Here is a 15,102-nt window from a genome sequence, read left to right as displayed (position 1 = left end):
CATCCTTCAGCTGACCGCTACCCCAGGTCGGACACCTGCATCCGGCAGAACTCGATCGTCTCGTACGGCCCCGACACCCCCGTCTCGTACAGCAGCCCCACCGTGTCCCGATCGACCTGCCCCAGGTCGGAGTACGCGGCCGGTCGCGCCGAGACCGTCAGCACCTTCGCGAAGCTCTCCCCGCCGTCATCACTCCGCCAGATCGCCATCGCCCGGCGGCCAGTGGGCACGGACGGACCCGAGAACAGCAACGGCGCCTTGCGGCCGGCGAGTTGGAGGACGCTGCCCTGGACCACGGGGACGTCGTTCAGGGTGGGCTGCACGGCGTACGGGCGGTCGAGCGACTCACCCCCGTCCCCGGAGTACGTGTCGAGCCGGTTGCCGACACTCGTTCCGTTCTGGTCGCGGGCGCTGAAGTACAGCCTGCCGTCGGGGAGTTGGGCGGCCGTGGACTCGTTGGCGTTGTCGACGCCGTCGTAGGAGTCGTCCACGAAGCCCAGCCGCCAGCTTCGTCCGCCGTCGTCGCTGTAGATGGCGTGGGCGCCGTAGTACTTGGCCTCCTGGCCGGTGTCCGGAGAACCGGCCGGCGGGGCCGCGGAGTGGTTGGCCGGGACGACCAGGCGTCCCGCGTGCGGACCGTGCGTCAGCGCCACCGCATGGCCAGGGCCCGTGGCGTACCAGCGCCAGCCCGTCGGCTTCACCTCGTCCGTGATGTCCCGCGGCCGTGTGAAGTGCCGCCCGTCGTCCCAGCTGCGCTGCACGAACACCCGGCGCCCCTGCTCCGGTGTGACCTCGCCCCGCATTATCTGCGTCTCGGTGACGGCCCCGCTGTTGTAGGAGGTGACGAGGACGATCGCGCCGGTGCGCGGGTCGACCACGGGGGCCGGGTTGCCCCGGGTGTTCCCGTCCCCGGCGGCGACGACCCGCAGCGGCCCCCATGTGCAGCCCCCGTCGCCGGAGCGTCTGAGGACGACGTCGATGTGCCCGGTGTCCCCGGCACCGCCCAGGCGGCCCTCCGCGAAGGCGAGGACGGTGCCCCGGACGGTCGTGACCGTGGCCGGGATGCGGTAGGTGTCGTAGCCGCCCTCGCCCGAGACGTACGGGACGGAGGACGTGCAGCCGGTGGCCGCATGGGCCGGTGCGATGGCCGTGAGCGGGGTGAGGAGCACGGTGGCTGCGAGGAGGGTGCGGCTCAGGAAAGTCACCGTCAGATGGTTCCCGGAGTCACCAGTCCCGACTCGTAGGCCACTATGACCAACTGCGCCCGGTCCCGCGCCCCCAGCTTCCCCATGATCCGGCTGACATGGGTCTTCGCGGTCAGCGGACTCAGCCCCAACGCCTCGCCGATCTCGGTGTTGTTGAGCCCGCGTGCCAGCAGGCTCAGCACCTCCCGCTCCCGGTCGGAGAGGCATTCCGGCCCGCCCGTCGCGGGCGCCGACGGGCTGCGCAGGAACCGCTCGATCAGCCGCGCGGTGGGGCCCGGCGAGAGCAGCGCCTCCCCCGCGGCCACCGTGCGGATCGCGTCGAGGAGTTCAGCCGGACGGGTGTCCTTGACAAGGAACCCGGAGGCGCCTGCCCGCAGCGCCTCGACGATGTTCTCGTCGGTGTCGTAGGTGGTGAGGACCAGGACCCGCACCCCCGCCAGGTCCTCGTCGGCGGCGATCAGGCGGGTGGCCTCGATGCCGTCCAGGTCCGGCATACGGATGTCCATCACCACGAGGTCGGGCCGCTCCCCACGGGTCAGCTCCACCGCCTCCCGGCCGGTGCCCGCCTGCCCGACGACCTCCATGTCCCGTGCCGACTCGACGAGCATGGCGAACGCCGCCCGTACGAGCGTCTGGTCGTCGGCGAGCAGTACGCGGATGGTCATGCGTGCCCTTCCCCCGTGGTCGTCAGCGGCAGTACGGCCGTCACCCCGAAGCCGCCTCCCGTCCGCGGCCCGGCGTCGAGTGTGCCACCCACGCTGCGCGCCCTCTCCCGCATCCCGACGAGCCCGAAGCCGGGCGTTCCGCCAGGAGTGGGGCCGGTGCCGTCGTCGGTGACGGACAGGCGCAGGGCGCCCTCCTCCTCGTACAACTCGACCTGTACGGCCGGTTCGGGGCCCGCGTGCCGTACCGCGTTGGTCAGCGCCTCCTGGACGATGCGGTAGGCGGCGGCGCCCACGGCGGGCGCGGCCTGTCCCACCCGTACGGTCTGCTCCACGCGGGCGCCGGCCAGGCGCGCGGCCTCCACCAGGTCGGGCACGCCGCCGAGGCCGGGGAGCGGGCCGCGGCCCGGTGCGGAGTCGTTCTCGCGCAGCACCTCCAGTGTCGTACGCAGCTCTCCGCGCGCTGTCCGGCAGGTCTCCGCGATGTCGTCCAGCGACTTCGCCACCGCCTCCCTGTCCAGCCGCTCGGGGTCGGCGGCCAGGACGTGTGCGGCGACCGAGGTCTGGACGCCGATGAGGGTGATGCTGTGGGCGAGCAGGTCGTGCAGGTCGCGGGCGATGCGCAGGCGTTCCTCGGCGACCCGGCGGCGGGCCTCCTCCTCGCGGGTGCGTTCGGCGCGCACTGCCCGTTCCACGATCGCGGCGACGTACTGGCGGTAGTACCGGACGTCGACGCCGCAGAAGAGCGTGGCGATCACCCACCCCGAGACCCGCAGGAGTTCGAGGCCCTGGTGGTAGTCGACGGCGAGCATCGCGACCACGGTGACCCCGAGGACGGCCACGGCGGTCAGGATGGTCCGCAGCGGGCGGCCGGTGACGGCGACCGTGTACAGCGCGACGCAGGTGGCGGGGACCGGCGCGGCGTGGTTGTTGTCCATCGCGTGGTACGGCGCGACGAGCGCCACCACCGCGGCCAGCACCAGCACCGGGTGGCGGCGCCGCCAGACGATCGGCACGTAAGCCGCCAGCAGCAGTGTCCAGCCGAGTGCGTCCGGGCGGCCGGTCCGGTCGGTCAGGGCCAGGCCCGCGCCCGCCGCGGCGAGGACCACGGCGAGGATCGCGTCGTTGCGGGTGCCGTGCGGGGCAGTGCGCGGGTCGCGGTTGACCACCGCCATGACCCGCTCGCCGATCCGCGGTCGCACCACTGTCGTCGTCTGCTGCACGGGGTTCATTCTCCGCACTTCACACGGGCTCCCGCTGCCGCTCGGTCCGTACCGGTTCCGGCGCCCTCGACAACCGCCCCGGCCACCACACCCGCCGCTTCAGCAGCACACTCGCCGTCGTCACCAGATACGTCCGTACGAGGAAGGTGTCCAGCAGCACGCCCACCGCGATCACGAACCCGAGCTCGACCAGCCCCACCAGCGGCAGCGTGGTCAGCACGGCGAAGGTCGCGGCGAGCACGACACCCGCGGAGGCGATGACCCCGCCGGTGGTGCGCAGCGCGGTGAGCGCCGCGGTCTCGGGGTCGGCTCCGGCCACGGACTCCTCGCGCATGCGGTGCATGAGGAAGATCCCGTAGTCGACCCCGAGGGCCACCAGGAAGACGAAGGACAGCAACCCCAGCCCGGAGTCCGTGCCCTGGAAGCCCAGCACCGGCCCGAACACCAGCCCGCCGATCCCGAGCGCCGCACCCCACACCGCGACCACGGCGACGAGCAGCATCAACGGCGCGACCAGGCTCCGCAGCAGTCCTACGAGGATCACGAACACGGCGGCCAGGACGAGCGGCACGACGACCTCACGGTCCCGGGCCTGACTGTCGGCCAGGTCGAGCTGCTGGGCACTGGGGCCGCCGACGTACGTCCCGTAGGTGTCGTCGAGTCCGGCGCGCAGGGCCCCGATGGTCCTCGTCTCCCCCGGTGTCTCGGGGGCGGCGGTGGAGTAGACGGAGATCTCCGTCCAGCCGGAGCCGCTGCGGCCGGTCGTCGCCCGGGCGACCCCGTTCGTCGTACGGGCCCTGGCGAGGACGGCATCGGCCTTCGCGGCGGGTGCGATGACCGTGATGGGCTGGCTGCTCTGCCCGGGGAAGGCGCGGGCGAGGGTCTGACCGGCGGAGATCGACTCGGGCTTCATGGTGAAGGAGTCCTCCTGCTTGAGGGTGCCGGGGAGGTCGAGTGCGCCCAGGGCGAGCGCGCCGAGCAGGACCGCTCCGCCGACGAGGACCGTGACGGGACGGCGCGTGGCCGAGCTGCCCATCGCCGAGAACAGCGACCGCCGCGCCTTGGGTGCGCTGCCGAAGGCGGGGATCAGCGGCCAGAAGATCCGGCGGCCGAGCAGGACGAGCAGCGCGGGCAGCAGTGTCGTCATGGCGACCAGCGCCGCCAGCACGCCCACCATGCCGACCGGGCCCATGCCGCTGCTGCTGTTGAGGTCGGCGGCGAGCAGACAGAGCAGACCGGCGGCCACGGTGCCGGAGGAGGCGAGGATCGCCGGTCCGCAGCCGCGCAGGGCCGCGCGCATGGCGTCGTACGGCCGCTCGTGACGTCGTAGCTCCTCGCGGTAGCGGGAGATGAGCAGCAGCGCGTAGTCGGTGCCCGCGCCCAGCACCAGAACCGTCATCACACCGCCGCTCTGGCCGGTGACGGTGACGCCGAAGGCCTCGTGCAGTCCGTATGCGGCGGCCATCGCCATGCCCGCGGCGACCCCGGCGGTGGCGAGCGGCACCAGCCACAGGAAGGGGCTGCGGTAGATGAGGACGAGGAGCGCGGTGACGACGCCGAGGGTGGCGTAGAGCAGGGTGCCGTCGATGGAGCCGAACACCTTGCTCATGTCGGTGTTCAGGGCGCCGGGTCCGCCGACCTCGACGCCGAGCCCCGCGCCGCCGTTCGCGAGGTCGCGCACTCCGTCGACGAACGCGTCGCGTGCCTTGTCGTCCTGGCCGGGCATGGTGCTGGAGACCGGGTACATGAGCGTGGTGCCGTCGCGGGACACGACCGCCCTGGGCTCGGACGTCAGCTTGTACTCGGTCCCGATCTCGGCGACCTGCGCTCCGGCCTGCTGCCTGTCGGCCGCGGTGAGCCCGCCGTCACGGTGGTAGACGAGCACCAGGTCGGTGGCCTGGCCGCCGGGCAACTCGTCCTGGATACGGGCCACTTGGGTGGAGTCGGCGCTGTCGGGCAGATAGTCGACGGACCGGTTCTGCTGGATGTCGCCGAACTTCCCGGCGAACGGTCCGACGAGCACCAGCGCGGCCAGCCACAGCCCGAGCACCACCCAGGGCACGGCACGCCGTGCCCGAGTTCCTGTCCTTGCGGCCCCCATGAACGGGCCTCCCTCCGGTCGGGATGTCTGGGTCGGTTCCAGACTCCCGGCGGGAAAAGGCCGCTTCGTCGGGCGTGAGGGCGAGTTGGGGCGTACTGCCGGGGGTGGCGGAGTGCGCCGGTTACTCCCCGGGGAGTATTCCGGGCGCGGCCGCGAAGCGCAGGCACCGGTTGCTGCCGAGGGTCTCCTCGGCAGCAACCGTCATCGTCGTGCGTCGGCGAAGGTCAGTCGCAGGGGGTGGCGCTGCGGACGGCGTCGATGATGGCCGGGCCTGCGATGCCGTCCCACATGATGGCCGTCACCTTCGAGCAGAACACGTCGGAGTGGCTGCCCTCGATCTTGACCGGGCCCGCGTACTGGGTGAAGAGGCCCTCGTCGACCTTGCAGGTGGGGTTGACCCTGTTCGTACACAGCTTGAGCTTCATCTTCATGCCGCCGGGCATGTTGTTGTCGAAGATGGCGCAAGCGCCCGAGAAGCCCTGGCTGTTGGTCTTGGTGTAGGTGAACAGGGTGCCGTAGCGGCGGGAGTCGGGAAGGCGCTCGGCGAAGTTCAGCTTGTAGCCGGAGCCGCACTCGGTGGCCGCCGCCCTGACGACGGCCTTGTGCTGCGCGGCAAGGGCCTTGGTCTGCGCGGACGCGGTCGGCGTGAACTGCACGGCGGTCCCCGGCAGGCGCAGTTCATCGGCGGTGGGCGTGGCAGCGGTGGCTGCAGGAGTCACGAACACGGAGGTGAGCAGCGCCGCGCCGGCGGCCAGGCTGCGTACGAGCGCACGAGACATGGTGGTTCCCCCAGTAATGCCTTGAAGTCCCGCCAGAACATGTGCAGTTGCACAGTGGCGGTTGAGTGGTCGGTGAAACCATACCCACCGGTGGACCTTCGACCGGACGTAACTGACGTGTTGTGTGTCACGTGTGAGTTCGTTGTGAAAATTGTAAGTGACACGCGTCGTGGCGGGCTGATACGTTCCGAGTGACCACCCGAACCGAACATCGGTTCCAAGTGCGCGCTTTTCACGGGGGAATGCTGCGCTATGTCTCGCGACGCCTTGCGTGTCACCTTGCTGCCCGCTGCACATTTGTGCCCGGCACAGCCGCGCCCTGACCAGGTCGGCCGGTGACCACGCGCCCACTCGGCCCGCGCGACCATCGCCCTCTCCTTCGCTGACTGCGCCGTGCGTTCCATTTGCAATGGGAACGCTCAATTCCGCAGGTTCACCCTCTCCATCGGCGGCAACGACGCACGCTTCGCCGACGTCATCCAGAAGTGCCTGGTCGCGGTCAACGGCGGCAACTGCAAGGACAAGACCTTCGAAGAGGGCGACGTCGACCAGTCCGTCGGCGGCCGTGACCGCAAGTTCATCGGGCAGCCGCTGGAGAAGGCCGCGGTCGGCATCATCAACGAGATCGTCCGGCCCGACATCACCAAGGTCCTGGCGGAGATCGCCGAGAACGCCCCCAACGCCAAGATCGTTCTGATGGGGTACCCGCCGCTGATCGAGAACAGGGGCGAGTGCCTGAGCATCACGGTCCCGGGCGTCGGCCAGATCGGTCTGTCCGCGTCGTCCTCGGACTGGCTGGGCAGCGTGGCCGACACGCTGGCGACCGCGATGCAGGGGGCCGCGGACGACGCCAAGGCCAAGGGCATCAAGGCCTGGTTCTCCAACCCGAAGCAGAACTTCGCGGGCAAGGCCGTCTGCGGCGACCCCGAGTCCGTGCACGGCATCGTCAAGACGCTCGTGGACTCGGACCAGCCGGCCCTGGACTACCCGATTCTCAGCAACTACGGCCTGTCCGCCCAGTCGTTCCACCCGAAGATCGGCGGCGCCCGCCTCTACGCCGACTCCCTGGAGCGCACCTTCACCGGCATGGGCCTGTAGCCCCCTGCCGTGCTGGGGCCCCGCGTCGGGCGGGGCCCCACCCGACCGAGAGGAACACCGTGATGAGCAAGCTTCTGTCCACCACCGTCGCGGGCTGCGCCGCCGCCCTCGCACTCGTCGCCCTGGCCGCGGCGCCGGCCGCGGCCGCCACCGCCGACGCGCAGTTCGAGGTGGTCTTCCCCGGCAACAAGCCGCAGACCCTTTACAGCGTCCAGAACACCGCGACCCTGTCCGGCAACATGACCGGCAAGTCGGTCGTGAACTGGCAGATCCTCGATGACCAGGTCGTCGACAACTCCAAGCGGTTCACCAGCTTCAAGATCACGACACGGATCGAGGAGCGCCTGACCAAGACCGCCGAGGACCACGTCGTCACCTCGAAGACGTGCGACCTGACCAAGCTGGTCAACGACAACTACACCTGGTTCCAGGTGGAGCCCGTGAACACCTGCGTCGCGCCGCCCACGGTCTACGACGGTGAGCTGTGGTGGTCGACGGACTCGACGATCGTCTACGACATCGAAGGCGACGGCAGGGGCGCGGCCACCAAGGACCTCCAGGGTGCGCCGCTGGTGCACGGCTGACGTACGCACGACGCCGGGTCCTGAGTACCTGTACTCAGGACCCGGCCATGCCTTCGAAGGAGGCTTGCCCCCATGACCGACCCCGCCTCCGGGCCCTTCGGCCTCCCGCAGTTCCGCGGTGACAATGTGCCGCCCCCGCGGGCCCGACGCCGGTGGCTGCCCGTCGCCGGGGACATCGCCCTGGCCGTCGGGCTGCTCGTCCTCGATGCCGTCGGGGCGGTCGTGGCCTTCCTGATCGGCATCGACTACAGCGGCTGGAAGCCGTTCGATCCCGGCGCGGACAACTCCGACATCGCGCTCACGCCCAACTGGCTGTACGTGGGCATCGCCGGCGGCGTCATTCTGCTGACCGCCGCGCTGCTGTACCGGCTCCGCGCCATCGTCAGTACCTGCCTGCAGGTGCTGATCGGCATCGCCGTACTGCTTGTCGCCGTGAGCGGCGCGCAGTTCGACGAAGACCGCGGCGCCCGGGCCGATGCGTCCGTGTCAGCAGAAGTCCGGGTCTATGACGGCGTACGCGCCGCCGCCAGCAGCCGGCTCACGTCGTCCGAGCAGATGGTCAGTGCCGCGCCGACGGTGGACAGGACATCGCGCTCGGCGGGGGTGTACGGGCCGTCGGCGAGGGCGATGCGGGCGCCCTGGAGCAGGATCGATTCGCGGCCGACGGGGGCGAGGTGCGGGGCCAGCGGGTCGAGGGCCTCGTGGAGTTCTATGGCGAGTCCGGCGCCGCAGGACTGGCCGTAGACCCGGCCGGTGTCCGCGGCCAGCGCCTCGACGAGGGCGCTGAGCTGTTCCTCGGTGCAGTCGTCGAAGCCGGCCGCGCGGACCGTGCCGGTGGCGGCCTCCAGGGCCGTACGGGAACAGGTGCCGCCCGCGGCCAGCACCGCCAGCGCCACCGTGTGGACGGCGTCGCGGAGCATCGCGGAGAAGCGGGTGGTGGTGGGGTGGTCGAGGACGTCGGTGCCGAAGTGCCGGCGGCAGGCGGCGCACTCCACGACCGGCGCGGTCTCGCCGCGCGGCAGCACGGGCAGACCGAGGAAGATGAATCGGCGGTGGCCGGTCAGGCGCTGGTAGTTGCGGTCGCCCCCGCAGCCCGGGCAGAAGAACTCGCCGTCTCCGACGGGCGTCCACGCGGTGCGGGTGCCCAGGAGGCGCGCAGGCCTGGCGGCTCGGCCGTTTCGTCCCCGTACTGGCAGCACGTCGCACCTCCTTAACACCGCGGCAACATCGTCGCGGTGTCCGTGATGTTAGCCACATCAGCGAGGCGTAGTCAGCACCCTGGACGAGACCTTTCCGTGACCTCCATGAACAGATGGCCGATAAATGACGGGGCCCGGACCGTCGTATACGACGGTCCGGGCCCCGAAATACCCGGTCAGAGCCTGGTCAGAGGCCTGAAGACCTGGTCTAGCGGGTGGCCCGGTTCACCGCGGAGACGACCGCCTTCAGCGACGCACGAGTCGTGTTCGCATCGATGCCGATTCCCCAGAGAACCTTGTCGTCGATCGCGCATTCGATGTAGGAGGCGGCCTGCGCGGAGGCGCCCTCGCTCATCGTGTGCTCCTGGTAGTCCAGCAGCCGGGCGTCCACGCCGACGGCGGCCAGGGCGTCGAAGAAGGCCGAGATCGGACCGTTGCCCGTGCCGGTCAGGACGGTGTCCGCGCCGTCGACCGTCGCCTCGACCCGCAGCGTGTCCACGCCGTCGGTGTCGGTCGTCGACTGGCCGTTCTTGACCTGAATACGGCCCCACGGGTTCTCGGGGTTCGGCAGGTACTCGTCCTGGAAGACCGCCCAGATGTCGCCGCCGGTGACCTCGCCGCCCTCGGCGTCCGTCTTCGCCTGGATGAGCTTCGAGAACTCGATCTGCATCCGGCGGGGCAGGTCCAGCTTGTGGTCGTTCTTCAGGACGTAGGCGATACCGCCCTTGCCGGACTGCGAGTTGACGCGGATGACGGCCTCGTAGGAGCGGCCGACGTCCTTCGGGTCGATCGGCAGGTACGGGACCGCCCACTCGATGTCGTCGACGGTGACGCCCTTGGCCGCCGCGTCGGCCTCCATCGCGTCGAAGCCCTTCTTGATGGCGTCCTGGTGGGAGCCGGAGAAGGACGTGTAGACCAGGTCGCCCACGTACGGGTGGCGCGGGTGGACCTCCATCTGGTTGCAGTACTCCCACGTACGACGGATCTCGTCGATGTCGGAGAAGTCGATCTGCGGGTCGACGCCCTGGGAGAACAGGTTCATGCCCAGGGTGACCAGGTCGACGTTGCCGGTGCGCTCGCCCTGTCCGAACAGACAGCCCTCGACGCGGTCGGCGCCGGCCATCAGCGCCAGCTCGGCGGCGGCGACGGCGGTGCCGCGGTCGTTGTGCGGGTGGATCGACAGGACGACGTGCTCGCGGCGGGTCAGGTTGCGGCCCATCCACTCGAAGCGGTCGGCGTGGGTCGAGGGGGTCGAACGCTCCACCGTGGCAGGCAGGTTGAGGATGATCTCGCGGCCCGGGCCGGGCTGCCAGACGTCCATGACCGCCTCGCAGACCTCCAGCGCGAAGTCCAGCTCGGTGTCGGTGAAGATCTCGGGGCTGTACTGGTAGCCGAACTCCGTCTCCGGGCCCAGCAGCTTCTCGGCGTACTCCATGACCAGGCGCGTGCCGTCGACGGCGATCTGCTTGATCTGGTCCTTGGAACCGCGGAAGACGACCCGGCGGAACACGGGAGCGGTGGCGTTGTACAGGTGGACGGTGGCCCGCTTGGCACCCTTCAGCGACTCCACGGTCCGCTCGATCAGGTCCTCGCGGGCCTGGGTCAGTACGGAGATGGTGACGTCGTCGGGGATGGCCCCCGGCTCCTCGATGATCGACCGCACGAAGTCGAAGTCCGTCTGTCCCGACGCCGGGAAGCCGACCTCGATCTCCTTGTAGCCCATCTTGACCAGCTGGTCGAACATCCGGCGCTTGCGCTCGGGCGACATCGGGTCGATCAGGGCCTGGTTGCCGTCACGCAGGTCGGTGGAGAGCCACCGGGGAGCGGTGGTGATCCGCTGCTCGGGCCAGCTGCGGTCGGGGATGCCGACCTGCTCGTACTGGCCGTACTTGTGGATCGGCATGGTGCTGGGCTGCTGGCGGTTTGCCATGATGACTCGGGCTCCTCAGGATGTCCGGAAGGACGGCCGACGACGCAACGCCAAGCTCCGCGGGGAGGGAGTCGACCTGGACTACAGGCCCTCGCCGCGGCAGCTAAGAAGAAGCAGCCCGAAACGCATGATGCGAAGCATGCTAGCCGAGCCCCTTCGGATGCGGGGCGCCGTATCAGTATGCGGGACCCGCGGGATATACGGGACAAAACGTGCGCCATACCACTTCGTCACGGAGCGTGGAGTTCCCTGTCCCCATATTTCACCAATCATGGTTGCGGGTAGTGACAAGGGAATAACCCAGTGCAAGGGTTCCGGGCATGACGAAGACCAACGGGGGCTTCGAGCCCGTCTTCTGCACCGTCGTCCCGCCGCACATCCTCGACAAGCTGGCCCAGCACGAGGACCCGGCACTCGCCAACCCGGCGCGCAAGACCCTGGAGCGCGACGCCTACGAGCGCACCCACCGCCGGCTGACCACGGTCATCGGCGCCCCGACCGTCGCCCCGCCCGCCGGGGCGGCCGCCGACAAGCCGCACCGGACCATCTACGACGCCCGCCACCACACGGACCTGCCCGGAAAGAAGGTCCGCGCCGAGGGCTCGGACCCCGGCAAGGACGCCACCGTCAACCGCGCCTACGCCGGCCTCGGCGCCACCTTCGAGCTGTATCTGAAGGCCTACGAGCGCCACTCGATCGACGGCAACGGCCTCCCGCTCAACGCGAGCGTCCACTACGACAAGGACTACAACAACGCCTTCTGGAACGGCGAGCAGATGGTGTTCGGCGACGGTGACGGCGAGATCTTCCTCGACTTCACCATCCCGATCGACGTCATCGGCCACGAACTCACCCACGGCGTCACCCAGTACACGGCCAACCTCACGTACTTCGGCCAGCCGGGCGCCCTCAACGAGTCCCTGTCCGACGTCTTCGGCTCGCTGATCAAGCAGTACACGCTCGGCCAGACCGCCGTCGAGGCCGACTGGCTGATCGGCGCCGGGCTGCTCGCCCCGCGCGTCACCGGCAAGGCGCTGCGCTCCATGAAGGAGCCGGGCACGGCGTACGACGACGACGTCCTGGGCAAGGACCCGCAGCCGGCCACCATGGACGGCTTCGTCCGCACCGGCCGCGACAACGGCGGTGTGCACATCAACTCCGGCATCCCCAACCATGCCTTCTACCTGGTCGCGAGCGCGCTCGGCGGCAACGCCTGGGAGAAGGCCGGCCAGATCTGGTACGACGTCCTGACCGGCGGCGCCCTCAAGAAGGACGCCCTGTTCGCGGACTTCGCGGCGCTCACGGTCACGGCGGCCAAGGCCCGCTTCAACGAGGGCGAGGAACTGCAGGCCGTCCTGAAGGCCTGGGAGCAGGTCGGGGTGCCGACCAGCTCGTAGGACCGGCGGTTTCGTACTAGACAGGACCCATGCGTATTCGAGTACGGCGCACGGGTGGATTCGCGGGCATCGAGCGGCAGGCCGAGGTGGACACCTCGGGGCGGCCCGACGCGGGCGAGTGGCATGCCCTGGCCGAGCAGGCGGTGACCGCCGGCCGGGGCAGGCCGTCGATCGGGGTTCCGGACGGGTTCAACTACGAGATCACGGTGGACGGGAAGACGGTGTACGCGGCCGATCCCCGGCTCACGGAGGAGCAGCGGAAGCTGATCTCCAGGGTGCTGAAGGAAGGGGCGTAACTGGCAGTTCACGCCTGGGCGTTGACTTCCGTTACCGCCGGTAAGGATGATCCCGCCCATGGCGACTGATGCAGGCAACCCGATACCCCGCTTCCCGGCCGGCTTCCTGTGGGGCGTGTCGACCTCGGCCCACCAGATCGAGGGCGCGGTCGAGGAGCGCGAGCCGTCCGTGTGGGACGCCTTCACGGACGGGCCGGGGCGGGTGAAGGACGGCTCGACCGCGGCGGTGGCCTGCGACCACTACCACCGCTACCGCGAGGACGTGGCCCTGCTGGCCGGCCTCGGCGTGGACGCGTACCGCTTCTCCATCTCCTGGCCGAGGGTGCGCTCCACGGGCGGCCTCGACTTCTACGACCGCCTCGTCGACGAGCTGTGCGCGGCGGGCGTACGACCGGTGCCGACCCTCTTCCACTGGGATCTGCCCCTGGGAATGGACTGGCTGGAGCGGGACACCGCTGCCCGCTTCGCCGAGTACGTGTCGGTCGTCGCGGACCGTCTCGGCGACCGCGTGCAGAAGTGGATCACCATCAACGAGCCCGCGGAACATACGTTGTTGGGGCATGCGCTGGGTGCGCACGCGCCCGGCAAGCAGCTGCTCTTCGACGCGCTGCCGGCCGCCCACCACCAGCTCCTCGCCCACGGTCTGGCCGTCCAGGCCCTGCGCGCGTCCGGCGCCGGCGACATCGGGATCGCCAACTCGCACGGCCCGACCTGGCCGGCCTCCCAGGAGCAGGCGGACGTGGAGGCGGCGGACTTCTACGACCTGCTGCTGAACCGGCTGTTCGCCGACCCCGTCCTGCGGGGCGAATACCCCGAGGGAATCGGCGAGTTGATGCCCGGGGACGTCGCGGCGGATCTCAAGGTCATCGGGGAGCCGCTGGACTTCTACGGCATCAACTTCTACGCCCCGACCCGGGTGGGCGCACCCCTGGGCGCCGACATCGAGTTCGGCGGGCTCACGATCCCGGCCGAACTCCCCTTCTCCGTAAGGGAGATCGAGGACGTCCCGGTGACGGGGTTCGGCTGGCCGGTGGTCCCCGAGGCGCTGACCGAGCTGCTCACCGGTTTCCGGGAGCGCTACGGCGACCGGCTCCCGCCCGTCGTCATCACCGAGAACGGCTGCTCCTACGAAGGCATCCACGACCGGGCCAGGATCGCCTACCTGGACGGTCACATCCGTGCGCTGCACCACGCGGTCGAGGCGGGCGTGGACGTACGCGGGTACTTCGTGTGGTCGCTGATGGACAACTTCGAGTGGGCCGAGGGGTACGCGCAGCGGTTCGGGCTGGTGCACGTGGACTTCCGCACGCAGAAGCGGACGCCCAAGGACTCGTACGGCTGGTACCGGGAGCTGCTGCGGGCCCAGAGATGACGGCCACCCGGCCGTCGCAGGCGCTCGCCGAGCCGGTCGAACGGGTCGGCCGCGGCTGGACGGCTGCCCTGTCCCTCGCCAACGGGGCGATCTGGGTGGGCTGGTACGGCCCCCTGCAGATTCTGCTGGCCTCGCAGGCGAAGGACTTCGCGCCGGGTTCCGGCATGTCCAAGGAGACCATGCTGGCGTGGGTGACGGGGGCCGGTGCGGCGGTCTCGCTGCTCGCCAACCCGTTGTTCGGCGCGCTGTCGGACCGCACGACCTCGCGTCGGGGCCGCCGTACGCCGTGGATCGTGGCCGGGGCGGCGGGCGGCGGACTGTCGTTGCTGCTGCTCGCGGGCGCGGGCGGGGTGTGGACGATGGCGGCGGGCTGGTGCCTGGTCCAGCTGACGCTGAACGCGGCGTTCGCGGCGGTGACGGCGGCGGTGCCGGACCGGGTGCCGCGGCTCCAACGGGGCTCGGTGGGCGGCTGGTTGGGGGCCGCGCAGATCCTCGGTGTGGTCGGCGGGACGGGGCTTGCGACGGTGACCGGGGGCGTCGGGGCCGGGTATGCGGCGTGCGCGGTGTTCACGGTGGTGGGCGTGCTGCCGTACGTCCTGCGGTACGAGGACCTGCGGCTGGGGGCGGCGGACCGGCCGGCGTGGTCGTGGCGGTCCTTCGCCGCCGGGTTCTGGCTGAGTCCGCGCCGCTATCCGGACCTGGGCTGGGCCTGGCTGACCCGCTTCCTGATCAACCTCAGCAACGCGCTGGTGCTGCTGTACCTCCTCTACTACCTCCGGGACCGCCTGCACTACGGCGACCCCGACCAGGGCGTGCTGATCCTGACGGCGGTGAACGGGCTGACATTGCTCGCCACGGTCGTGGTCGGAGGCGTCTGGTCGGACCGGCTGGGGCGCCGCAAGCCGTTCGTGATCTGGTCGGGTGTGCTGATGGCGGTGGCGACGGCGGCGCTCGCGGGCTGGCAGACCTGGCCGGGCGCGATCGTGGCGGCGGCGGTCCTCGGGGTCGGCTTCGGCGTGTTCACGTCGGTCGACTTCGCGCTGATGACGGACGTGCTGCCGAAGGCGCTGGACCGCGGCAAGGACCTGGGGGTCATCAATGTGGCCAACGCCCTGCCCCAGGTGGCCGCCCCCGCCCTCGCCGCACCGATCGTGACGTATCTCGGCGGATACCGGGTGCTGTATCTGGTGTCGGCCGTGATCGGGTTGGCGGGGGCGGTACTGGTGCAGCGGATCCGGGGCGTGCAGTGACGGCCT

Annotated in this window: 13 protein-coding genes and 1 pseudogene; 7 read left to right on the top strand and 7 right to left on the bottom strand. The window is 70.3% G+C overall.

Going from position 1 to position 15,102, the window contains the following annotated elements; genetic code table 11:
• Positions 1-17: 17 nt before the first annotated feature.
• The 5 genes from P2Q00_RS24965 to P2Q00_RS24945 form a co-directional block, all read right to left on the bottom strand.
• On the bottom strand, positions 18-1,205 hold the full coding sequence (locus P2Q00_RS24965) for a sialidase family protein (RefSeq protein WP_275774935.1): 1,188 nt from the start codon (positions 1,203-1,205) through the stop codon (positions 18-20).
• Positions 1,206-1,207: 2 nt separating this feature from the next.
• Positions 1,208-1,870: a response regulator gene (locus tag P2Q00_RS24960; protein WP_275774934.1), complete on the bottom strand. Its 663-nt coding sequence runs from the start codon at positions 1,868-1,870 to the stop codon at positions 1,208-1,210.
• Complete coding sequence (locus P2Q00_RS24955) at positions 1,867-3,099, bottom strand: sensor histidine kinase (protein WP_275774933.1); 1,233 nt, start codon at positions 3,097-3,099, stop codon at positions 1,867-1,869. The genes P2Q00_RS24960 and P2Q00_RS24955 overlap by 4 nt, the downstream gene beginning before the upstream one ends.
• Positions 3,100-3,109: 10 nt before the next feature.
• Positions 3,110-5,191: an MMPL family transporter gene (locus P2Q00_RS24950; RefSeq protein ID WP_275774932.1), complete on the bottom strand. Its 2,082-nt coding sequence runs from the start codon at positions 5,189-5,191 to the stop codon at positions 3,110-3,112.
• 224 nt (positions 5,192-5,415) lie between these two features.
• Positions 5,416-5,970, bottom strand: a complete 555-nt coding sequence (locus tag P2Q00_RS24945) for a hypothetical protein (RefSeq protein ID WP_275774931.1) — start codon at positions 5,968-5,970, stop codon at positions 5,416-5,418.
• 393 nt (positions 5,971-6,363) lie between these two features.
• Here P2Q00_RS24945 and P2Q00_RS24940 point away from each other — a divergent pair, with 393 nt between their 5' ends.
• The 3 genes and pseudogenes from P2Q00_RS24940 to P2Q00_RS50965 all read left to right on the top strand — a co-directional run.
• The gene (locus tag P2Q00_RS24940) at positions 6,364-7,068 is read left to right on the top strand and encodes an SGNH/GDSL hydrolase family protein (protein ID WP_275774930.1); all 705 of its coding nucleotides are present in this window, start codon (positions 6,364-6,366) and stop codon (positions 7,066-7,068) included.
• 62 nt (positions 7,069-7,130) lie between these two features.
• Positions 7,131-7,652 (top strand): hypothetical protein, encoded by a 522-nt coding sequence (locus P2Q00_RS24935; protein ID WP_275774929.1) that lies wholly within the window; start codon positions 7,131-7,133, stop codon positions 7,650-7,652.
• A gap of 72 nt (positions 7,653-7,724) precedes the next feature.
• A pseudogene (locus tag P2Q00_RS50965) lies at positions 7,725-8,063 on the top strand (DUF6234 family protein); the annotation flags it as partial.
• Between the two features lie 92 nt (positions 8,064-8,155).
• On the opposite strand, the gene P2Q00_RS24925 reads toward P2Q00_RS50965, so the two are convergent.
• Positions 8,156-8,851 (bottom strand): TerB family tellurite resistance protein, encoded by a 696-nt coding sequence (locus P2Q00_RS24925; protein WP_275774927.1) that lies wholly within the window; start codon positions 8,849-8,851, stop codon positions 8,156-8,158.
• Between the two features lie 208 nt (positions 8,852-9,059).
• Entirely contained in the window at positions 9,060-10,781 is a 1,722-nt protein-coding gene (gene leuA / locus P2Q00_RS24920; RefSeq protein ID WP_275774926.1) for a 2-isopropylmalate synthase, read from the bottom strand.
• A gap of 320 nt (positions 10,782-11,101) precedes the next feature.
• Between leuA and P2Q00_RS24915 the strand changes: the two genes are divergently transcribed.
• The 4 genes from P2Q00_RS24915 to P2Q00_RS24900 are packed head-to-tail and all read left to right on the top strand — an operon-like array spanning position 11,102 to position 15,096.
• Positions 11,102-12,178, top strand: a complete 1,077-nt coding sequence (locus tag P2Q00_RS24915; protein ID WP_275774925.1) for a M4 family metallopeptidase — start codon at positions 11,102-11,104, stop codon at positions 12,176-12,178.
• Positions 12,179-12,207: 29 nt separating this feature from the next.
• On the top strand, positions 12,208-12,474 hold the full coding sequence (locus tag P2Q00_RS24910; protein ID WP_275774924.1) for a protealysin inhibitor emfourin: 267 nt from the start codon (positions 12,208-12,210) through the stop codon (positions 12,472-12,474).
• A gap of 46 nt (positions 12,475-12,520) precedes the next feature.
• Positions 12,521-13,846 carry a GH1 family beta-glucosidase gene (locus P2Q00_RS24905; protein WP_425579612.1) on the top strand — a complete coding sequence of 442 codons (1,326 nt, stop codon included), beginning with the start codon at positions 12,521-12,523 and terminating at the stop codon, positions 13,844-13,846.
• The gene (locus tag P2Q00_RS24900; protein WP_275774921.1) at positions 13,843-15,096 is read left to right on the top strand and encodes an MFS transporter; all 1,254 of its coding nucleotides are present in this window, start codon (positions 13,843-13,845) and stop codon (positions 15,094-15,096) included. The genes P2Q00_RS24905 and P2Q00_RS24900 overlap by 4 nt, the downstream gene beginning before the upstream one ends.
• The last annotated feature ends 6 nt before the right edge of the window (positions 15,097-15,102 follow it).

Source organism: Streptomyces coacervatus (genome assembly GCF_029223485.1).
Taxonomy (GTDB): Bacteria; Actinomycetota; Actinomycetes; order Streptomycetales; family Streptomycetaceae; genus Streptomyces; species Streptomyces coacervatus.
Note: the sequence above shows the minus strand (reverse complement) of the source record. Positions and strands in the feature narration are given on the sequence as shown.

Excerpts from the sequence above, each read along its gene's own strand:
- P2Q00_RS24955 (WP_275774933.1), bottom strand. The coding sequence starts at position 3,099 with ATGAACCCCGTGCAGCAGACGACGACAGTGGTGCGACCGCGGATCGGC.
- P2Q00_RS24950 (WP_275774932.1), bottom strand. The coding sequence starts at position 5,191 with ATGGGGGCCGCAAGGACAGGAACTCGGGCACGGCGTGCCGTGCCCTGG.
- P2Q00_RS24935 (WP_275774929.1), top strand. The coding sequence starts at position 7,131 with ATGAGCAAGCTTCTGTCCACCACCGTCGCGGGCTGCGCCGCCGCCCTC.
- P2Q00_RS24945 (WP_275774931.1), bottom strand. The coding sequence starts at position 5,970 with ATGTCTCGTGCGCTCGTACGCAGCCTGGCCGCCGGCGCGGCGCTGCTC.
- P2Q00_RS24900 (WP_275774921.1), top strand. The coding sequence starts at position 13,843 with ATGACGGCCACCCGGCCGTCGCAGGCGCTCGCCGAGCCGGTCGAACGG.
- P2Q00_RS24910 (WP_275774924.1), top strand. The coding sequence starts at position 12,208 with ATGCGTATTCGAGTACGGCGCACGGGTGGATTCGCGGGCATCGAGCGG.
- P2Q00_RS24905 (WP_425579612.1), top strand. The coding sequence starts at position 12,521 with ATGATCCCGCCCATGGCGACTGATGCAGGCAACCCGATACCCCGCTTC.
- P2Q00_RS24915 (WP_275774925.1), top strand. The coding sequence starts at position 11,102 with ATGACGAAGACCAACGGGGGCTTCGAGCCCGTCTTCTGCACCGTCGTC.
- P2Q00_RS24960 (WP_275774934.1), bottom strand. The coding sequence starts at position 1,870 with ATGACCATCCGCGTACTGCTCGCCGACGACCAGACGCTCGTACGGGCG.
- leuA (WP_275774926.1), bottom strand. The coding sequence starts at position 10,781 with ATGGCAAACCGCCAGCAGCCCAGCACCATGCCGATCCACAAGTACGGC.